This window comes from Parazoarcus communis (assembly GCF_003111645.1).
Lineage (GTDB): Bacteria > Pseudomonadota > Gammaproteobacteria > Burkholderiales > Rhodocyclaceae > Parazoarcus > Parazoarcus communis_A.
The window spans coordinates 2,195,644-2,213,929 of record NZ_CP022187.1 but is presented as its reverse complement, the minus strand read 5'-3'; the positions used below and the strand labels follow the sequence as shown (position 1 = coordinate 2,213,929).

12 protein-coding genes and 1 pseudogene are annotated in these 18,286 nt (G+C 64.5%); 5 read left to right on the top strand and 8 right to left on the bottom strand.

The genetic code is table 11. The annotated features are described in order from the left end of the window. Window positions 1–4 precede the first annotated feature (4 nt). From CEW83_RS10065 to glnE, 5 genes are all read right to left on the bottom strand, one after another. Window positions 5–946: a hypothetical protein gene (locus CEW83_RS10065; RefSeq protein ID WP_108949217.1), complete on the bottom strand. Its 942-nt coding sequence runs from the start codon at window positions 944–946 to the stop codon at window positions 5–7. A gap of 93 nt (window positions 947–1,039) precedes the next feature. Then, entirely contained in the window at window positions 1,040–1,591 is a 552-nt protein-coding gene (locus tag CEW83_RS10060; RefSeq protein ID WP_108949216.1) for a DUF2062 domain-containing protein, read from the bottom strand. A gap of 191 nt (window positions 1,592–1,782) precedes the next feature. Next, complete coding sequence (locus tag CEW83_RS10055) at window positions 1,783–2,235, bottom strand: SixA phosphatase family protein (protein WP_108951330.1); 453 nt, start codon at window positions 2,233–2,235, stop codon at window positions 1,783–1,785. Window positions 2,236–2,314: 79 nt separating this feature from the next. Continuing rightward, entirely contained in the window at window positions 2,315–3,853 is a 1,539-nt protein-coding gene (locus CEW83_RS10050; RefSeq protein ID WP_332871109.1) for a CYTH and CHAD domain-containing protein, read from the bottom strand. A gap of 79 nt (window positions 3,854–3,932) precedes the next feature. Further along, entirely contained in the window at window positions 3,933–6,617 is a 2,685-nt protein-coding gene (glnE, locus tag CEW83_RS10045; protein ID WP_108949215.1) for a bifunctional [glutamate--ammonia ligase]-adenylyl-L-tyrosine phosphorylase/[glutamate--ammonia-ligase] adenylyltransferase, read from the bottom strand. 153 nt (window positions 6,618–6,770) lie between these two features. On the opposite strand from glnE, the gene CEW83_RS10040 reads away from it, so the two are divergent. The 3 genes from CEW83_RS10040 to tldD all read left to right on the top strand — a co-directional run bounded on the left by CEW83_RS10040 (window position 6,771) and on the right by tldD (window position 13,040). Next, window positions 6,771–10,676: a YhdP family protein gene (locus CEW83_RS10040; protein WP_108951328.1), complete on the top strand. Its 3,906-nt coding sequence runs from the start codon at window positions 6,771–6,773 to the stop codon at window positions 10,674–10,676. A gap of 12 nt (window positions 10,677–10,688) precedes the next feature. Then, the gene (locus tag CEW83_RS10035) at window positions 10,689–11,519 is read left to right on the top strand and encodes a carbon-nitrogen hydrolase family protein (RefSeq protein ID WP_108949214.1); all 831 of its coding nucleotides are present in this window, start codon (window positions 10,689–10,691) and stop codon (window positions 11,517–11,519) included. A 78-nt stretch (window positions 11,520–11,597) separates the two neighbouring features. Beyond that, the gene (gene tldD, locus CEW83_RS10030; protein WP_420094095.1) at window positions 11,598–13,040 is read left to right on the top strand and encodes a metalloprotease TldD; all 1,443 of its coding nucleotides are present in this window, start codon (window positions 11,598–11,600) and stop codon (window positions 13,038–13,040) included. Between the two features lie 7 nt (window positions 13,041–13,047). Here tldD and CEW83_RS10025 read toward each other — a convergent pair. Continuing rightward, window positions 13,048–14,010, bottom strand: a pseudogene (locus CEW83_RS10025) (sigma-54 interaction domain-containing protein); the annotation flags it as partial. Window positions 14,011–14,448: 438 nt separating this feature from the next. Between CEW83_RS10025 and CEW83_RS10020 the strand changes: the two are divergent. Next, window positions 14,449–15,087 (top strand): bactofilin family protein, encoded by a 639-nt coding sequence (locus CEW83_RS10020; protein ID WP_108949212.1) that lies wholly within the window; start codon window positions 14,449–14,451, stop codon window positions 15,085–15,087. Window positions 15,088–15,110: 23 nt separating this feature from the next. On the opposite strand, the gene CEW83_RS10015 is transcribed toward CEW83_RS10020, so the two are convergent. Both CEW83_RS10015 and CEW83_RS10010 read right to left on the bottom strand, forming a co-directional pair. Next, entirely contained in the window at window positions 15,111–15,764 is a 654-nt protein-coding gene (locus CEW83_RS10015; protein ID WP_108949211.1) for a lytic transglycosylase domain-containing protein, read from the bottom strand. Window positions 15,765–15,784: 20 nt separating this feature from the next. After that, window positions 15,785–17,530: a proline--tRNA ligase gene (locus CEW83_RS10010; RefSeq protein WP_108949210.1), complete on the bottom strand. Its 1,746-nt coding sequence runs from the start codon at window positions 17,528–17,530 to the stop codon at window positions 15,785–15,787. 171 nt (window positions 17,531–17,701) lie between these two features. Between CEW83_RS10010 and CEW83_RS10005 the strand changes: the two genes are divergently transcribed. Next, the gene (locus tag CEW83_RS10005; RefSeq protein ID WP_108949209.1) at window positions 17,702–18,229 is read left to right on the top strand and encodes an RNA pyrophosphohydrolase; all 528 of its coding nucleotides are present in this window, start codon (window positions 17,702–17,704) and stop codon (window positions 18,227–18,229) included. Window positions 18,230–18,286 lie beyond the last annotated feature (57 nt).

Below are 18,286 nucleotides of genomic sequence, written 5' to 3'. Positions count from 1 at the left end.
GTGCTCAGGGTGCCGACAGCCACTCAGGTGTCTGGGGGCTGTCGAGGCCGGCAAAGATGCGGGCGTAGTGCTCGCAGCGCTCGAAGTACTCGCGCCGGCTCTTGGGCATGGTCACGCGCGCCCGGCTGATGTAGTTGAGCAGATCGCGCCCCTGCAGGATCAGCCGCATCCCGTCGGCTGCACGGCGCAGGGTGGCCGGATCGGGATCGTCCGGCAGGTGCGGGGCGAACGCCGCCAGGCGCTCGGAAGACACCACGAACTCGGCCCACACGTCGAACAGGTTGCTGTCCGTGCGCAGGGTTTCGCATTTGTCCTTGGCAAGGTCGGTGAAGTGACGCACGAGTTCGTCGATGCCGACGAACAGCGGGTCGCTGGCAAAGGTGTCGACCATGACCGATGCGATCCTGTCGATATCGCGCAGGGTCTGGGCAATCTTGATGTAACGGCTTTCATAGAAGGCCTCGACCGGAATCGAGAAGGCGCGGAAGGGCTCGCCCCATAGTTCGTCGATACCCTCTTCTCCGCTGCGATGCCGGACCATCCGTCCCAGCATCAGCGCTTCATGCAGACATACGCCGCACTCGCGCATCAGGGCGTTGTCGGATTCGATCTCGATCCCCAGTTCCTGCATTTCGACCAGCTTGGTGAAAATGTCGGTGGCGCGGTTGAACATCGCACCCGCGAGCATCGCGCCCTTCACACGCTTGCGTTCGGGGTCCTGCTCCTGCTCGTAGGCTTCCCGTGCTTCGTTGAGACGCTTGCCGGGAATGTTGATGCCGTGTTCAACATGGTTGAACAGTCTGCGGGTCAGGGCCTGGATCAGGGTCTTTTTTGCCTGCAGCGAATCGGCAGGAGGCTTGTAGGCCTTGATCCAGTAGCCGTCGTAGTAGACGCGATTGACGCCGTCGATGACGTCGGGGGTGCCGTTGGGGATTTCCGTGTTCATGACTGGGACGATAGGTATGGTTTGGGGGCCGGAGCCGCCAGCATACGCTGATCATGCACTGCAAAAAAGCACGATGCGCTGCGCGGTGAAGCCTCAGTGAGCCTGGCGCAGGACGCGTGCATGAAGCAGACGACGACGCTTCGAAATGACCTTGTAGCGCCAGAACAGTCTTGCGCCCCAGTAGCCGATGGTAGCGCCGCTGAGCGCCATCAGCAGCATGCCCAGTACCAGCGGCTGGCCAATGCCCGAGATCCAGGCCCACAGGTCGGTGATCTGACTGATCCATGCCTGGGAAACGGCATCGTGGCTCAGGTTCGCAGCATGTTGCGGGACCGGAGCGCCGATCAGGCTCGCGCCCAGACGGTAGGCAAAGTAGTAGATCGGCGCGTAGGTGAATGGGTTGCTGACCAGGGTCGACACGGCCGCAATCCACAGATTGCCGCGCAGAAAGAGCGAGGCGATTGCAGCGGCCGGGATCTGCGCCACCGGTACCATCAGGCCGAAAAATGCGCCAATGGCAACGCCGCGCGCAACGGCCCGGCGGTTGATGTGCCAAAGCGAGGGGTCGTGCACACGCGGCCCAAGCCAGCTCAGCAGCCGGCTTTTCTTGATGCTGTCATGGGTGGGCAGAATACGTTTGAGCATGATCCGCTTTGCAGGAAAGACCCTATCTTACGCAATGTTGGCTGGCGCCTGAATGCACCCGCGAAACCGCTAAAACGATCCGGTATCGCGACAGCCTTGTAGTGTGCCAGATTAAACTTAAGACAAGTCAGACCTGCGAAAATTCCCGTCGTCGTCGAGCCCTGGAGGCGTCTGCGGGAATGCTTCCGTGCTCAGGCGAAATCGGCTGGAATGACCGCGCGCAGGACAGTCTGGGTTTCGTTGTCGCGGACCCGGTTGGTAAACCACCACAGCGCGCCTTTCTTGATCGTCCAGTCGGCCTCTGCGCCGGACAGCAGCAGCGCGGCCAGGCGACCAAGCCCGGGCTGATGACCGACGATCAGCGTGGCGCCGCTGGCGTCGGGCCAGCCGGACGCTGCCAGCATGTCGGACACACCGGCATCGGGTCCAAGTGCGGGAACGATCTCGAAGTCGTCGGTGAATGCACTGGCTGTCTGCCGCGTACGCACGGTCGGACTCGCCAGCACTCTGAGGCGTTTGGGCCGGTGCGCGTCAAGCCAGCCCGCCATCCGGCGAGCCTGCTTCAGCCCGCGCTCGGTGAGTTCGCGGGAGTGATCGGGCGTTCCATCCACCGCTTCAGCGTGGCGCCACAACAGCAAGTCCATTCCGTGCTCCATCTTGTCAGGGGCCGTTAGCGTAACCGGCACGTCTTGCACGGGTATGACAGCGGCGGAATTCAGGGGTTCACCACGGTGTCTTTCCCCACAGCAGGGGTTCGACCTCCTGCAGCACCCGGCGTCGAAGGCGGGCGTAGCGCGGTCCGTGCCATCCGATGATGAATGAAGCTGCTGCCAGCAGGTCGCTGCGCTTGCCGGCCCATGCATTGAGCCGGCCGCGGGCCACATCGACGTCATTCAGGAAGCCGAGTGTGCCCTGCGCTTCGGTGACGCCTGTCAGATAGCGCTCGACTGCGCGCGCGGGAAGAAGCGAGCCGAAGAACTCAAGCCCGTACCGCAGCTGCTTCATTGCGATGCGCAAGGTGTGGAGCTGAGTGGGAACGAGGGTGACCGACGCTTCGTAGCGGCGCCGTGCGCGCTTGCGCAGTCGATCGAGCTGAAGACGGGCGAAGGTCTTGAGGTCGACCGCGGCAATCAGGTTGCTGACCGGGAGCCCCTGCAGTGCGGCGTTGAGTTCGAGCACGAGCCGCCCTTGCGCGGAGTGCGTGATGTTGTGCAAGGCGTCCTTGCGCGCCTGCTGGCGTGCGGTTTCGATGAGCTTCAGCAGCGGCGGCAGGCCGCTTTCGGCGCCGTCGGCGAGCCCTTCGGCCACCACGGGCGCGAGCAGCTCGGCGTGGAGCACGTCGAGGTCGCGCGTGTCGCCAAACCGGTTTGCGTTATCGCGCAGGCGGTCGTTCCATTCGGTGACAAACTCGGTGGGCAGGGCGGGGGCGAACAGCTTGATCAGCGAGCGCAGCCGCCGCAGCGAGACACGCAGCTGATGGATGAACTCGGGGCCGTCGTGGCCCTCGTTGATCGCCGACGCATTGGCCTGCCATTGACGGATGCAGCCGAAGGCGTGCCGGCGAAAGGCTTCGATAACGGTGTCGTCGGGGGAGAGCTCGATGGCTTCTGCCTTGGTCGGACGTGCGGGCAGGTCGAGGAAGAGCTGGTATCCGCGCTGCGCCTTCGATACGTCGCCGGGCATCAGCGGCAGGGTCCGGGCGAGTTCGCAGGCCAGTTCGAGCAGATCGAGCGGTTTGCCTTCCACCAGCTCGAGTTCGAGTTCGCAGATCGGTGCGCTGCGGCTGACCGCCTCGACGCTTCCGGTGTCGATCATGAGAAGAATGCAGACGCCTTCGCGCGGGCTGTAGCGCCGTGTTTCGCGGCGAAAGCGGGTGGTGAAAACAGGTACCAGTTCGTCCTTGTGCCGCGAGAGCAGCTTTGCGACCTCGGGCACGTCGATGGCGGAAAAATCGAAGCGGTCGGTGTAGGGCTGCTCCCATTCCGGGCGCTGCGAAAGCCCACCGGTCGACACCGCCGCACACTTCACCGTCTGCAGCCACTGCCGGCCCTGGTGGCGGGTGCGCACGGCCACCTTGCGCGCCTTGAGCGCGAGCTCCGGGGTGTCGTAGTACGTATTGTCCAGCGTGCACGTCTTGCCTTCCCGCGGCGCACCGGCAACCAGGGGGTGGCGGCGCAGCGCGGGGAGCGAGCGGCTTGGCAGGCTCAGCTTGAGTTCGATTTCCTGACTCATCGGGGCGATGTCGCCGCGACGGGCGAGCATCCTCGAAATTGATATGAACGCATTCTATCTGCCGCAAAAATGGGCGTCATGTTCATTTCCATGACAGACCCCGGGGGAGTCATGTGGTGCCGAATACCTGCTGCCAGAGTGCGATCACGGGTGTGCGCGCGGACTCGGCCTCCTGCAGCGACACGCGCGATGCGAGGTCGTTGAGGCGCTGACGGTGCTGCAGGTGGCGCAGGCTGCGATAGCTGTCGCCGCAGGCGGCGGCGAGGTCGGCGGGGATGAGGCCGAGTTCGCCGGCCATGCGCAGCAGCGCGATGTTGCCCAGATTGCCGGTCAGCTCCGGATAGGTCTGGGCATAGCCCAACACCAGATACTGGATCAGGAACTCGACGTCGATGAGGCCGCCGTGGTCGTGCTTGAGGTCGAACTGGCTGCTCTTGCCGCTGTGTGCGCTGCGCATCTTCGCGCGCATCTCGAGCACGTCGGTGCGCAGCTTCTCGACATCGCGCGGCATGCGCAGCACTTCGCAGCGGATGCGTTCGAATGCGGCACCGAGCTCCGGGTCTCCCGCGGTGAAGCGGGCGCGGGTGAGCGCCTGGTGCTCCCACACCCATGCAGACTCGAGCTGGTATTTGCGGAACGCCTCGAGCGAGCACGCGATCAGGCCGGAGTCACCGTTGGGGCGCAGACGGAGATCGGTCTCGAACAGTTTGCCTGCCGCAGTCTGGCTCGACAGCCAGGTATTTGTGCGCTGTGCGAGGCGGGTATAGACCTCGGCCGCTTCGGGCGCGTCGTCATCGTAGAGGAAGATGATGTCGAGGTCCGACGCGTAGCCAAGCTCCTTGCCGCCCAGCTTGCCGTAGCTGATGACGGCGAAAGCGGGGGATTCCCGGTGGCGGATCTTGATCTTGCGCCAGCACAGGGGGATGGTGAGCTCGACCATGGTGTCGGCCAGGGCTGACAGGTTGTCGGCAAGCTTTTCCACCGACAGCAGGCCGGCGATGTCCTGGGTCAGCAAGCGGAACGACTGGGCGTGATGCTGCTCACGCATGAGGTCCATCTGACGTTCCATGTCCGGCTCGATGGCATCGAGCTGGGCTTCGAGTTCGGCCCGGAAGCGCGCCCAGTCGGGCACGGCTTCCAGGTTGCGGTCGTCGAGCAGTTCGTCGAGCAGGATGGGATGGCGTCCCAGGTATTGCGCGGCCCAGCGCGATGCACTGATCAGATCGACCACCCTGCGCAGCGCCTGCGGATACTGTTGCAGGAGTGCGAGATAGGCGCCGCGACGGCTGATCCCTTCGAGCAGGTCGAGGCAGCGTGACAGGGTTTCATCGGCGCCCTGCGTGGCCGCAGCCGCCTCGATGACGCGGGGCATGAGGGCGTCGAGGCGGCCGCGGATCTTGTTTGTCAGCTGAATGTAGCGTGCGCTGCTGCGGATGGCGGCAAGCCTCGAGGCCGCCTTTCCCGGATCATGGTAGCCAAGGGCTGCCAGCGCCGGCGTGGTCAGCTCGACATCCTCGGCACCCGACCATATCGAATCCAGTGAGTGGTCTTCCTGGTTGGGGTCGGCAAAGACCGAATCGAAATGCTGGCTGACATTGCTGCGGTGGGACTCGAGCACCTCGAGCATCGAGGGGTAGTCGTCGAAGCCCATTGCGCGGGCGATGAGCGCACAGTCGGCGTCGCTCTGCGGCAGGTCGTGAGTCTGAGCGTCGTCCAGATACTGCAGGCGGTGTTCCAGTCGCCGCAGGAAGACATACGCTTCACTCAGCGCATTCACCGTGGTGTCGGCGAGAATGCCACGCTCGGCCAGGCCTGCCAGCACCTTGAGCGTGGGGCGGTCCTGCAACTCGGTGTCGCGGCCACCGCGAATCAGCTGAAAGACCTGGGCGATGAACTCGATCTCGCGGATGCCGCCGGGGCCGAGCTTGATGTTCTGTGCACGGTCGCGCCGCGCAACCTCGCGCCGGATCTGCGCGTGCAGTTCGCGCATGGCGTTGATGGCGCCAAAATCCAGGTACTTGCGAAAAACAAAGGGGCGCGAGATCTGCTCGAGCTCGGGCCAGCGCTCGCCTGCCAGCACTCTGGCCTTGATCCAGGCATAGCGCTCCCATTCACGTCCCTGGGTAATGAAATAGCTTTCCAGCATGTCGAAGCTCGCGACCAGCGGACCGGAGTCGCCGTTCGGGCGCAGGCGCATGTCGACCCGGAAGACCTGGCCGTGCTCGGTGACGTCGGCCAGCGCCTGGATCAGCTGCTTGCCGAGGCGCTCGAAGAATTCGAAGTTGCTGATGACCTTCTTGCCGCCGGTGTCGCCATCTTCCGGGTAGGTGAAGATGAGGTCGATGTCGGAGGATACGTTGAGCTCGCGCCCGCCGAGTTTGCCCATGCCGATGACCAGCAGCTCCTGCTCCCAGCCCGAGGGCGACAGGGGCTGACCGTAGCGCTGCACAAGTGGTTCGCGCAGCACGTCGTGTGCATGGCGAACGGCGACTTCCGCAAGCACCGTCATGGTTTCCGTGACTTCGGGAAGGTCGGCCCGGTCGCCGAGGTCGCGAACGATGAGGTGGCAGATCACCCAGGTGCGCAGATGACGCAGGGTCGGGCGCAGCTGCGCTTCATCGGCGCCGCGGGCGTCGATGAACGCGCGCATGTCGTCGCCCCCGATCGCGCGGTCGACGCTGGCCGCCAGGCTTTCTGCAAGCCAGGGACGGCTATCGAGCATGCGCTGCAGAAAGCGCGACAGGCCGGCAGCGTGACGGATTACATCTGGCAACATGGCAGATTCGAGTGACATGGGTGAAGCGCTCCGGAACATTGGTAGAATTCGCGCCTTCCTGTCCGGTGGTGCTAGCAGCAAGGGCAAGGCGCTAGGACGTGATTGTAGCCAAGCCACCCGATGCCGTCTGATCTCAAGGGAGTTTCCGGACGCCGTGCCGGTCCCATGCACATGAGCACGAAACCGCTTTCACCCGATTCACCCCCCGCTGCCGAGGGCGCGCGGGCGCGCAGCCGTCTTCCGCGCAGGCTTGGTGCAGCGCTGTTGCTGGTGTGGTTCCTGTTCGGTGGACTGTTTCTGGTGCTGCGCTGGGTGGTGGTGCCGCAAGTGGGCGCTTACCGGGCCGAGATCGCAAACGAGCTGTCGCGCGTCAGTGGTCTGCCGGTCGGTATCGAGGGGCTGAGCGCCGACTGGTCCGGTCTGCGCCCGCGCCTGCATCTTGCCGGGCTGTCGGTGAGCGATGCGGAAGGGCGTCCGGCCCTGCGGCTCGAGCAGGTGGATGCCACGCTGGCGTGGTCCTCCTTGCTGCGCCTGCGTCCCTACTTTCATCGCCTTGAAATCGTGGGGCCTTCGATCGAGGCGCGGCGCAACGCCGATGGCAGCGTCGTCATCGCCGGGCTGCAGATCGAGGGCGAGGGCGGCGACGGCAGCTTCCTCGACTGGTTGCTCGCGCAGCGCAAGGTGGTTGTGCGCAATGCCCGGCTGTCGTGGACCGATGTGCTGCGCGAGGCGCCCGAGCTGCAGCTTGAGGACGTCGAATTCACGTTCGAGAAGGGCTACAGCAAGCAGCGTTTCGCGCTCCATGCGCAGCCTCCAGGTGCGCTGGCGTCCGCGCTGGATGTGCGTGGCGAGCTGACGCGTTTCTCCGCCGCGGATCTGACGGCGACGGTTGGGCGGCTGTATGTCGATCTCGAGCGTGCCGATCTCGGCGGATGGAAGTCCTGGGTGGACTATCCGGTCGAACTCAGTGGGCAAGGCGGCGTGCGCCTGTGGATCGATTTCGACGGCGCGGCCGCCACGGCAATGAATGCGGATGTGGCACTGAGCGCAGCTGCGATGCGACTGGCGCCGGCCTTGCCCGAACTGCAGCTGACTCAGCTGAGCGGACGCCTCTCAGCCCGGCGCTGGGGCAGCGGATTCGAGCTCGAGTCGCGTGGGCTTGCCTTGGCCACCGGCGATGGGGTGGAGATGGCACCGACCGACTTCCACCTTCGGGTGCAACACCCCGAGGGAAGCCGGGCGGGGGGTGGCGCGGTGAGCGCCAATGCGCTCGATTTCGCCGTTCTGGCGCGCCTTGCCGCACATCTGCCGCTGGGCGACAGCGTACGTGAGCGTCTGGCAGCCTTCGATCCGCGCGGTCAGGTCACGGCGCTGAAGCTCGACTGGAAAGGGAGTGTCGAAAGTCCGCAGTCATGGACGCTTGCTGCCCGCTTCGAAGGCATGGGGCTTGCAGCGCGGGAGTCCTTGCCCGGCGTGGGGGGGCTGTCCGGCGAAGTGGAAGGCACCGAGCAGTCGGGGCGCTTTCTGCTTGCCGGTCGCGACACGCACGTCGATTTGCCCGAGGTGTTCGTCAATCCGCGTCTGGTCTTTTCCACTTTCAGGGCGGACGGGGGCTGGGCCCGGCGTGACGGGCGGGTCGAGATCGCACTGGATTCGGCCAGTTTCAACAATGAGGATGCGGAGGGCAGCGCTGCCGGCCGCTACTGGGTGGAGCCCGGCGGTGCGGGCGAGATCGACCTCTCCGCGCGGCTCACGCGGGCTGACGGCACGACCGTGTGGCGCTACCTGCCCCTGGTGATCAACCACGACACCCACGAGTGGGTGCGCACTGCGATCAAGCGTGCCACGGTGCCCGATGCGAGGCTGCGGCTGAAGGGACGTCTGGATGAGTTTCCCTTCCGCGATGGGCAGGGGCAGTTTCTGGTCTCCATCAAGGTGGCTGACGGGCGGCTTGAGTACGCGCCCGACTGGCCGCCGATCGAAGGCATTGACGGCGAGGTTCGGTTCGAAGGGCCGGGGATGAGCATCGAAGCCTCGCGTGGCCAGATTTTCGGGGTCAGGCTGAGCAATGTGGTGGCGAACGTGCCCGATCTGGACGTGATGCCGAGTGAAACCATGACGCTGACCGGTCGCGCAAATGGCACGACGGCCGATTTTCTGCGCTTCGTAAGCGAGAGCCCGGTGCGCAAGCAGATCGATGGCTTCACCGACCACATGCGTGCCGAGGGCAACGGCAGCCTCAGCCTCAAGCTGGTCATGCCCCTGCGTCACGTGGTCGATACCGCGGTGACCGGTGACTACCGTTTCAGTGGCAATCGCCTGTGGGTGGTGAAGGGGTTGCCGCCGATGGAAGAGGCCGCCGGCAACCTGCGCTTCACCGCGGCGCAGCTCAATATCCCGGAAGCGCGAGCCCGTCTTTTTGGCGAACCCATGCAGTTGAGCGCTGCGACCCTGCCCGACGGACGGGTGCAGTTCAAGGTGCGTGGCGGTATCAATGCAAGTGCCGCGCAGGCCGAAATGGGGTGGGCTGCGCTGGACCACCTGTCGGGAACGGGCACCTGGCTCACCGACATTGCCATCGGGCGCGACGCCACGAAGGTTGCGGTGCGCTCGGAGCTCGAGGGCATCGGCTCAAGCCTGCCCTATCCGTTCAACAAACGTGCGGCAGAGCGCTGGCCGCTGACAGTTGACATCGTGTTTCCCACGGACGGGGTCACGACCCTCGGCGCGAGTCTGGGCGACCGGCTGGCGCTTGCAGTGGAGCAGGGCTCCGATGGAGCCATCGTCCGCGGCGGCATCGGCGTTTTTCAGCCGGTGCGGATGGCGGCCAAGGGCGTGCAGGTCAACGCGAAACTCGAGCAACTGGATGTGGACGCGTGGCGTCGCGCGCTCGGCAACAGCGAAGAGCCGGATGTGGAGGCGGAGGGCGCTTCCGCGTCGGCTGCGTCCGGCGACATGCCGCCGCTGACCGGGCTGAACCTTGAGGCGGCCCGGGTGGAGGCCTTCGGGCAGCAGCTCAATGACCTCAGGCTGAAGGCGGTGGCCGACGACGGGGGCTGGAAAGCGCGTATCGACAGCACTGAAGCCGAGGGCGATTTCGACTGGCGCAAAGCGGGCGATGGCACGCTCGCCGCACGTTTCCGGCGCCTGGCGATCAGCAACTGCGAGAACACGGACGATGCTGCGGCCACGCGCACGACCTTGCCGCGCAGTCTGCCCGGCCTGGATGTCCGGGTCGAGCGGTTCGCAGTCGGCGGCATTGAGCTCGGGCGGCTGGAAGTGCTTGCACGCAACCGGCGTGCGCAGTGGTGGCTCGAGCGCTTCCTGCTGGTGCATCCCGATGGGCGCCTGAGCGGGAACGGCCTGTGGCAGCCGGGTGCCAGCGCGCGCACGCAACTGGACTTCGTGCTGGAGACGGCTGACATCGGGCGCTTTACCCGGGCGCTGGGTTACCCCGATGCCGTGCGCGGCGGGCGGGCGACCCTGGGCGGGCAGGTGAGCTGGCAGGGGGCGCCGACCCGCATCGACTATCCGACGCTGAACGGCAAGCTCGACCTCGATGCCGAGAAAGGGCAGTTCAACCAGCTGGAGCCCGGCGTTGGGCGACTGCTCGGCATTCTCAGCCTGCAGGCGCTGCCAAGGCGGATCTCGCTCGATTTCCGTGACGTTTTCTCCCAAGGATTCGCCTTTGATCGCATTTCCGGTAGCATCGATGTCGCTGCCGGGGTGATGCACTCGGAAGATCTCGAGATCCGGGGGCCGGCGGCGCGGGTGCTGATGCGTGGTGTGGCAGACATCGACAAGGAAACACAGGACCTGCGGGTCACCGTGCAACCGACGCTGTCGGAGTCGATTGCGATTGGCGCCGCTGCGGGACTGATCAATCCGGTAGCGGGGGTCGTGACCTATCTGGCGCAGAAGGCACTCAGCGACCCGATCGAGAAGCTCTTCGCCTTCGACTATTCGATTACCGGCAGCTGGAACGATCCCGTGGTCGAGAAGCTGGCTTCACCGGTGGGTGGCCTGATACCCGGTCGCTCGACACCCGCGGCCAAACCCGCAGCGACCAAACCATGAGGAAACCGATTGATGTCCGAAGCTGATGCGCCCCTGTCCGGAACCGTAAGAATTGCTGCGATCCAGACCGTGTCAGGCCCGGACGTCGAGGCCAATCTGGCTGCTGCCGAAGGTCTGATCGCCAGGGCCGCTGCGGATGGAGCGCGCCTTGTCGCGCTCCCGGAATACTTCCCCCTGATGTCGACCGACGAGATGGCCAAGGTCAGGGCGCGCGAGTCCGAGGGGAGCGGGCCGATACAGGATTTCCTGAGTGCGGCGGCAAGACGTCACCGCGTATGGCTGGTCGGCGGCACGCTGCCGCTGGTGGCGGAGGCCGACAACAAGGTGCGCAACAGCACGCTGGTGTTCGACGACCGCGGCGAACGACGCGCCCGTTACGACAAGATTCACCTGTTCGGTTTTCAGCGCGGTGCCGAGCGCTACGACGAGTCGGTTACCATTGAGCCGGGACAGACGGTGAGCACCTTCGACTCGCCCGTGGGCCGCACGGGCCTGTCGGTGTGCTACGACCTGCGTTTTCCGGAGCTGTTTCGGGCCATGGGGGTGGTGAATCTCATCATCCTGCCGGCGGCCTTCACCTACACGACGGGTCGTGCGCACTGGGAAGTCCTGCTGCGTGCCCGTGCGATCGAGAATCAGTGCTACGTCATGGCGCCCGCACAGGGCGGCGAGCACCCCGGTGGCAGGGTGACCTGGGGGCATACGATGATCGTCGACCCCTGGGGCGAAGTGATGAATGTGCTCGAAACCGGGCCCGGCGTGGTGACGGCGGATGTGGACTTTGAGCGTCTTGCCTCGCTGCGGGACAGCCTGCCGGCCCTGCGCCACCGCTGTCTCGGTTAACCGGCGGCCCTTGCCTGAGTGGCAGAATGATCGAATTCGCGCGAGCCGGGTCAAAGCGGTAGCGCCTAAACTGGATACATGATGAGCAAGAACCCCCTGAAAGTTGCCGACAAATACCTGCTCTCGCCCTATGGGCTGGGAGAGGCCGAGCTGGAAAAGGTGTTCCGCAAGCTGATGCGGCATCAGATCGATTACGCCGACCTGTATTTTCAGTATCAGCGCTCCGAGGCCTGGAGTCTGGAGGAGGGCATCGTCAAGTCCGGCAGCTTCGACATCGAACAGGGCGTCGGTGTGCGCGCCATCAGTGGCGAGAAGACGGCCTTTGCCTATTCGGACGATATCTCGCTGGACGCGCTTGTCGGTGCCGCGACCGCAACCCGTGCGATCGCCGACGTCGGCGATCGGCGCAAGGCAGTGATCACGCCTTACAAGACGCGCAGCCGCCTGTATCGTGCGGACGATCCGCTCGATTCGCTCGACGACACCGCCAAGGTGAAGCTGCTGGAACGGCTGGAGGGCTTTGCCCGCGCTGAAGACCCGCGCGTCACCCAGGTGATGGCGCACATCGCTGGCTCCTGGGAAGTCGTGCTGGTGGCGCGCAACGATGGCCACATGGCCGCCGATGTGCGCCCGCTGGTGCGGGTTTCGATCACGGTGATCATGGAGTCCAACGGGCGGCGCGAGCAGGGCAGTGCCGGCGGCGGCGGACGTTACGATTACGGCTATTTCTGCGACGAACGCCTTCAGGACTTCGCCAGGGCCGCGGTGCATCAGGCCAGCGTCAACATCGATGCCGACCCGGCGCCGGCCGGCACCATGCCGGTCGTGCTCGGCCCCGGCTGGCCGGGCATCCTGCTGCACGAGGCAATCGGTCACGGGCTGGAGGGTGACTTCAACCGCAAGGGCAGTTCGGCATTTGCGGGCCGCATCGGTCAGCAGGTCGCAGCACGCGGCGTCACGGTGGTGGATGACGGCACCATCCCGGACCGTCGCGGCTCCCTGAGCATCGACGACGAAGGCAATCCGACCGAAAATACCGTGCTGATCGAGGATGGCATTCTCACCGGCTACATGCAGGACACGATGAATGCCCGCCTGATGGGCATGGCGCCAACCGGCAACGGTCGTCGCGAGTCCTATGCGCACCTGCCGCTTCCCCGCATGACCAATACCTACATGCTCAATGGCGACAAGGATCCGGCCGAGATCATCAAGTCGGTCAAGAAGGGCCTGTATGCGGTGAACTTCGGTGGCGGACAGGTCGACATCACGTCGGGCAAGTTCGTGTTTTCGACCGCCGAGGCCTATCTGATCGAGAACGGCAAGGTGACGCGTCCGGTGAAGGGGGCAACCCTGATCGGCAATGGCCCCGATGTACTGACCCGCGTGAGCATGATCGGCAACGACATGGCACTTGATCCCGGTGTCGGTACCTGTGGCAAGGACGGTCAGAGCGTGCCGGTTGGCGTCGGTCAGCCCACCCTGCGTATCGACGGACTCACCGTCGGCGGCACCGCCTGATGGGCTCTCAGCCCGCCGCGCCGGGCGCTGAGTGGCACTTGCTGCGAAAGCGCTCCGGATCCAGTTCGTGGCGCTGCAGCAGGCGGTAGAACTCGGTGCGATTGCGCTCGGCCAGTCTGGCCGCGTCGGACACGTTGCCGCCGGTCAGAGACAGCAACTGGGTCAGGTAGTCCCGTTCAAAGCGTGCTTTCGCTTCGGCATAGCTCAGGCGCGTGCACGAGCTCCCGTGCAGTGCGCGCTCGACCTGCGCGAGTGAAATCTGTGTGCCGGTACTGAGGGCGCACACCTGCTCGATCACGTTCTGCAACTCACGGATGTTTCCCGGCCAGTCGGCCAGGCACAAGGCCTGCAGTGCCCGCGCCGAGAATCCGCGCAGACGCTTGCCGTCGCGCCGGGCAATGTTCTCCAGAAAGTGTGTGGCGAGCAGGGGAATGTCCTCGCGCCGTTCATCGAGCGAGGGCAGGTGCAGGCCGACGACCTTGATCCGGTAGTAGAGATCCTCCCGAAAGCGTCCCTCTGCCCGCGCGCTGCGCAGGTCGCAGTGTGTCGCGGACAGAATGCGCACGTCGACCGGCCGACTGTGCATGGCGCCGACGGCCCGCACCGATCGCTCCTGCAGCACTCGCAGCAGCTTGGTCTGCAGCGTCAGCGGCATGTCTCCGATCTCATCGAGCAGCAAGGTGCCCCCATTGGCGGCCTCGAACAGGCCTGGATGGGCGTTGATGGCGCCGCTGAATGCGCCGCGGACATGACCGAACAGCTCGGATTCGAGCAGATGTTCGGGAATCGCACTGCAGTTGATCGCGATGAAGGGGGCGGCGGCGCGCGGACTGGACTGGTGGATGAAGCGCGCCAGCAGCTCCTTGCCACTGCCGCTCTCTCCCTGTATCAGCACGCTCGCATCGGTATTGGCAAGCATCCGCGCTTCATCCAGCAAAGTCTGCATGCGCTCGCTGCGGCTGATGATGGCCGGTCCGGCGCTGCTGCCGGTCGCGCGTGTGGCCGGCTGCGGCAGATGCGCGCGACGGCTTGGGCGGTCGGAAGACGGTTGGAGGAGCATTGGGTGATGGTGTCGTCTATGCTTGAGTGGTAAAGCGCAATGAACCGAGTGTAGGCGGGGCGAGCGGCTGCCTCCGGTAAGCAAGTGCAAGATGATGTTTCAATGCCGGGGCGTCGCCGTTTCACGACATCGGGAAGTGCATTTGCAGCAAGCCATTCGGTCTTTGGTGCCGGCCGCTGTCGCCTGATGGCGACACATTTTGATGTGTCGCGCGGGGGGGCGGAGAGATTCCGCACGTCGCCATTCTTCAGGTTATTGTCGTGTAAGGCTTTTTCCTGCCGGGTACGGTGCTTGCATTACGCTGCCTTGATGCTCCATTCCGGAGCGTCGCCTCAATCAGGAGATGCCATGTTCAACAAGCCCAGCATGTTCCCCAAATCATCCGAACCCGCTGTAGGTCGCAGTTCGAGGCCTGTCGGCAGTACTTCGCCGGCGCTCACGACGAGCACGACGTCTTCCGGCGCGAGCACATCGCCGAGTACGGTGTCGCCTGCACCCGACAGTGTGTCGAAGCCTGTGGATCAGGACGTAAACCGGGCCGATGGGGGCGCAAGCGCGGCGGAGGCGACGGGCAGTGGCAGCCGTTTGATCGTCGGTCCTGACGTCAAGCTCAAGGGCGCCGAGATTCTCGATTGCGATACGCTGGTGGTCGAGGGCCGCGTCGAGGCAACGATGGACAGCCGGGTGATCCGCATCGCCGAAGCGGGCGCCTTCAGTGGCAAGGTTGGAATCGACATCGCCGAGATTCACGGCGTGTTCGACGGTGAGTTGACCGCTCGCGAGCAGTTGTTCATTCATTCCACCGGCCGTGTCAGCGGCAAGATCCGCTATGGTCGGATCCTGATCGAAGAAGGCGGTGAAGTGTCGGGCGATGTTCAGCCGCTTGCAGCTGCAGCGAAGTCCGAGCAGCGTCCGCAGGACAAGTCTTCAGGCTCGACCTCGACCTCGAGTCCCGAGGTGAAGTCGCTGACGGCCGTGGCTGGCTGAGTGCGCGCCGTCGGGCGCGGTAGTCAGTTGGGCTTTACCGCGCCCTCGCCGGCCGCAAGGCGTGTGGGTGTCCACGACCAGTGGCGCTCCCAGGCCGTGCGCACCAGGTTGGGGTAGGTCGGTTTGCCCAGGCTGCCGTTGTACCGCCCCAGGGCGCGATAGAGGTCGCCTTTCTCGATGTCGAGATAGTGGCGAAGAATGGTGCAGCCGTAGCGCAGGTTCGTGCGCAGGTGGAACAGGTTGTCGTCTTCGCGCCCGATGACCTTCAGCCAGAACGGCATGACCTGCATGAAACCCCTCGCACCCGCAGACGAGATCGCGTATTTGCGGAAGTTGCTTTCGACCTGAATCAGACCGAGCACCATCTGCGGGTCAAGCCCTGCTCGCGTCGCTTCGTAATGAATCGACGTGAGCAGTTCGGTGCGGTAGTTCTCGTCGGGGATGCGTTTCTCCAGCCTGCGCGACATGTCGCTCAGCCAGCGGGCGCGTTCGCCTGCGTCGCCGATCGGCAGCGTGGGCGGGGCGGCGTCACTGACCGCTTCATGCAGGGCTGCGCGCACGCTCGCCGCGAGCGGTTCGTACTGCTGCGCGCCTGCAAACGCCTGGCTCGCAGCAAGCGACAGCAGCACAGCCCCCAGCAGACGGCGCGTGTTCCGGAACGGGCGGGGGGCTGTCATGAGCTAGGGTGCTGGCCGGCTCAGGCGCGCAGCTGAGCGATGACGTGGGCGGCGATGTCTGCGGGCGCGAGCTTGTGTTGCTCGCCGTCTCGGCGGGTCTGGTACTCGACCATGCCTTCCTTCAGTCCGCGGTCACCGATCGTGACCCGGTGCGGCACACCGATCAGCTCCCAGTCGGCAAACATGACGCCCGGACGTTCGTCGCGATCGTCGAGGATCACGTCGATGCCTGCACTCTTCAGCGTTTCGTAGAGCCGGGTCGCTTCGTCGCGCACGAGTTCGGACTTGCCCCAGCCGACGCCGCAGATCACCACCTCGAACGGTGCGATGGCGGCTGGCCAGATGATTCCGCGCTCATCGTGATTCTGCTCGATGGCAGCGCCGATAATGCGGGTCACCCCGATGCCGTAGCAGCCCATCTCGAAGTGCTTCGGCTTGCCGTCGATATCGAGGAAGCTCGCATTCATGGCCTTCGAATACTTGTTGCCGAGATAGAACACATGGCCCACCTCGATGCCGCGCTGGATGGCGAGCACACCCTTGCCGTCGGGTGAGGGGTCGCCCTCGACCACGTTGCGGATGTCGGCAACGAAATCGGGTTCGGGCAGGTCGCGCCCCCAGTTCACGCCGGTGTAGTGGAAGTCTTCCTCGTTGGCACCGCAGATGAAGTCGGCCATGTTGGCAACGCTGCGGTCGGCAACAACGCGGACAGGCTTTCTGAGCCCGATCGGGCCGAGGTAGCCGGGTTTGCAGCCGAAGTGCTCGATGATCTCGGTCTCGGTCGCGAAGCGGAAATCGCTCCCCAGTCCTTCGATCTTTCCGGCCTTCACTTCATTGAGCGAGTGGTCTCCGCGAACCAGCAGCAGCCACAAGGTAGTCTTGACCACTTCGCCCTTGTCGTCGGTTTCATCGCTTGCCAGTACGAGCGATTTGACCGTCGTGTCGAGCCCAACCTGCAGCAGGTCGGCGACATCGGCACAGGTCGCCTTGCCCGGCGTCGGTGTCTTCTCGAGCGCGACCCGCGCCTCGCCGCGAACAGCCTGCAGCGCGAGCGCCTCGGCAAGTTCGATGTTGGCCGCGTAGTCGGAGTCCGGGCAATAGACGATGGCGTCTTCGCCGGTATCTGCAATCACCTGGAACTCGTGCGAGCGATCGCCGCCGATGGCGCCGGTGTCGGCCGCAACAGCACGGTACTCGAGGCCGATGCGGTCGAAGATGCGGCAGTACGTCGCGTACATGTTGTCGTAACTGCGACCGGCTGCTTCCGCATCGCGGTCGAAGGAATAGGCGTCCTTCATCACGAATTCACGGCCACGCATCACGCCGAATCGGGGGCGGCGCTCGTCGCGGAACTTGGTCTGAATCTGGTAGAAGTTCTTCGGCAGCTGACGGTAGCTCTTCAGTTCCTGGCGGGCGATATCGGTCACCACCTCTTCCGAAGTCGGCTGCATGGCGAAGTCGCGATCGTGACGGTCCTTGAAGCGCAGCATCTCCGGACCCATCTTGTCCCAGCGACCTGTCTCCTGCCACAGCTCGGCAGGCTGCACGATCGGCATCACCACTTCCATTGCCCCTGCGCGATCGAGCTCGTCGCGGATGATGGCCTCCACCTTGCGAATCGAACGCAGGCCCATCGGCATGTAGTTGTAGATGCCCGCGGCGACCTTGCGGATCATGCCTGCGCGCAGCATCAGCTTCTGGCTGACGACTTCGGCGTCTGAAGGGGCTTCCTTGAGGGTGAACAGATGAAACTGGCTGGCGCGCATGGGAATTTCGTCGGATTGTAGTGTCGAATCTGCGAATTCTAGCGTATGCCGGCACCGGGGTGCGGAGGTCCCGCCAAGTCGATTGCCGGGAACGACGGATGGGGCGTGCTTTCAAAGTGGTCGCAAGTGTGGAAAAATCCGTGTCAACTAAGCCAAATTGAAGGTTTGATCATGCTCGATCGTGAAGGCTATCGCCCGAACGTCGGCATCATCCTGGTCAACACGCGTAATGAGGTGTTTTGGGGTAAGCGCATTCGTGAGCACTCGTGGCAGTTCCCTCAAGGTGGCATCAAGCACGGCGAAACGCCGGAGCAGGCCATGTATCGGGAATTGTTCGAGGAGGTCGGCTTGCGCCCCGAGCACGTCAAGATCCTCGGCCGCACGCGCGGCTGGTTGCGCTATGACGTTCCCAAGCACTGGATAAAGCGGGAATGGCGCAACACCTATCGCGGACAGAAACAGATCTGGTTTCTGCTGCGACTGGTTGGGCGTGATACGGATGTATGCCTGCGCGCCAGTACTCATCCGGAGTTCGATGCCTGGCGTTGGAACGACTTCTGGGTTCCGCTCGATGCGGTCATCGAGTTCAAGCGTCAAGTGTACCAACTGGCGCTGACGGAACTGTCCAGAGTGCTGTTTCGCGCCCGCTCTTTCGAACTGCCCGATGCCTACCGGCTTGACGAAGGACCTTCCGCCTGAGGCGGAGGTGCTCGTCGTTCATCTTGCAGATCGGGGCCACCGGCCTCGCAACGGGAG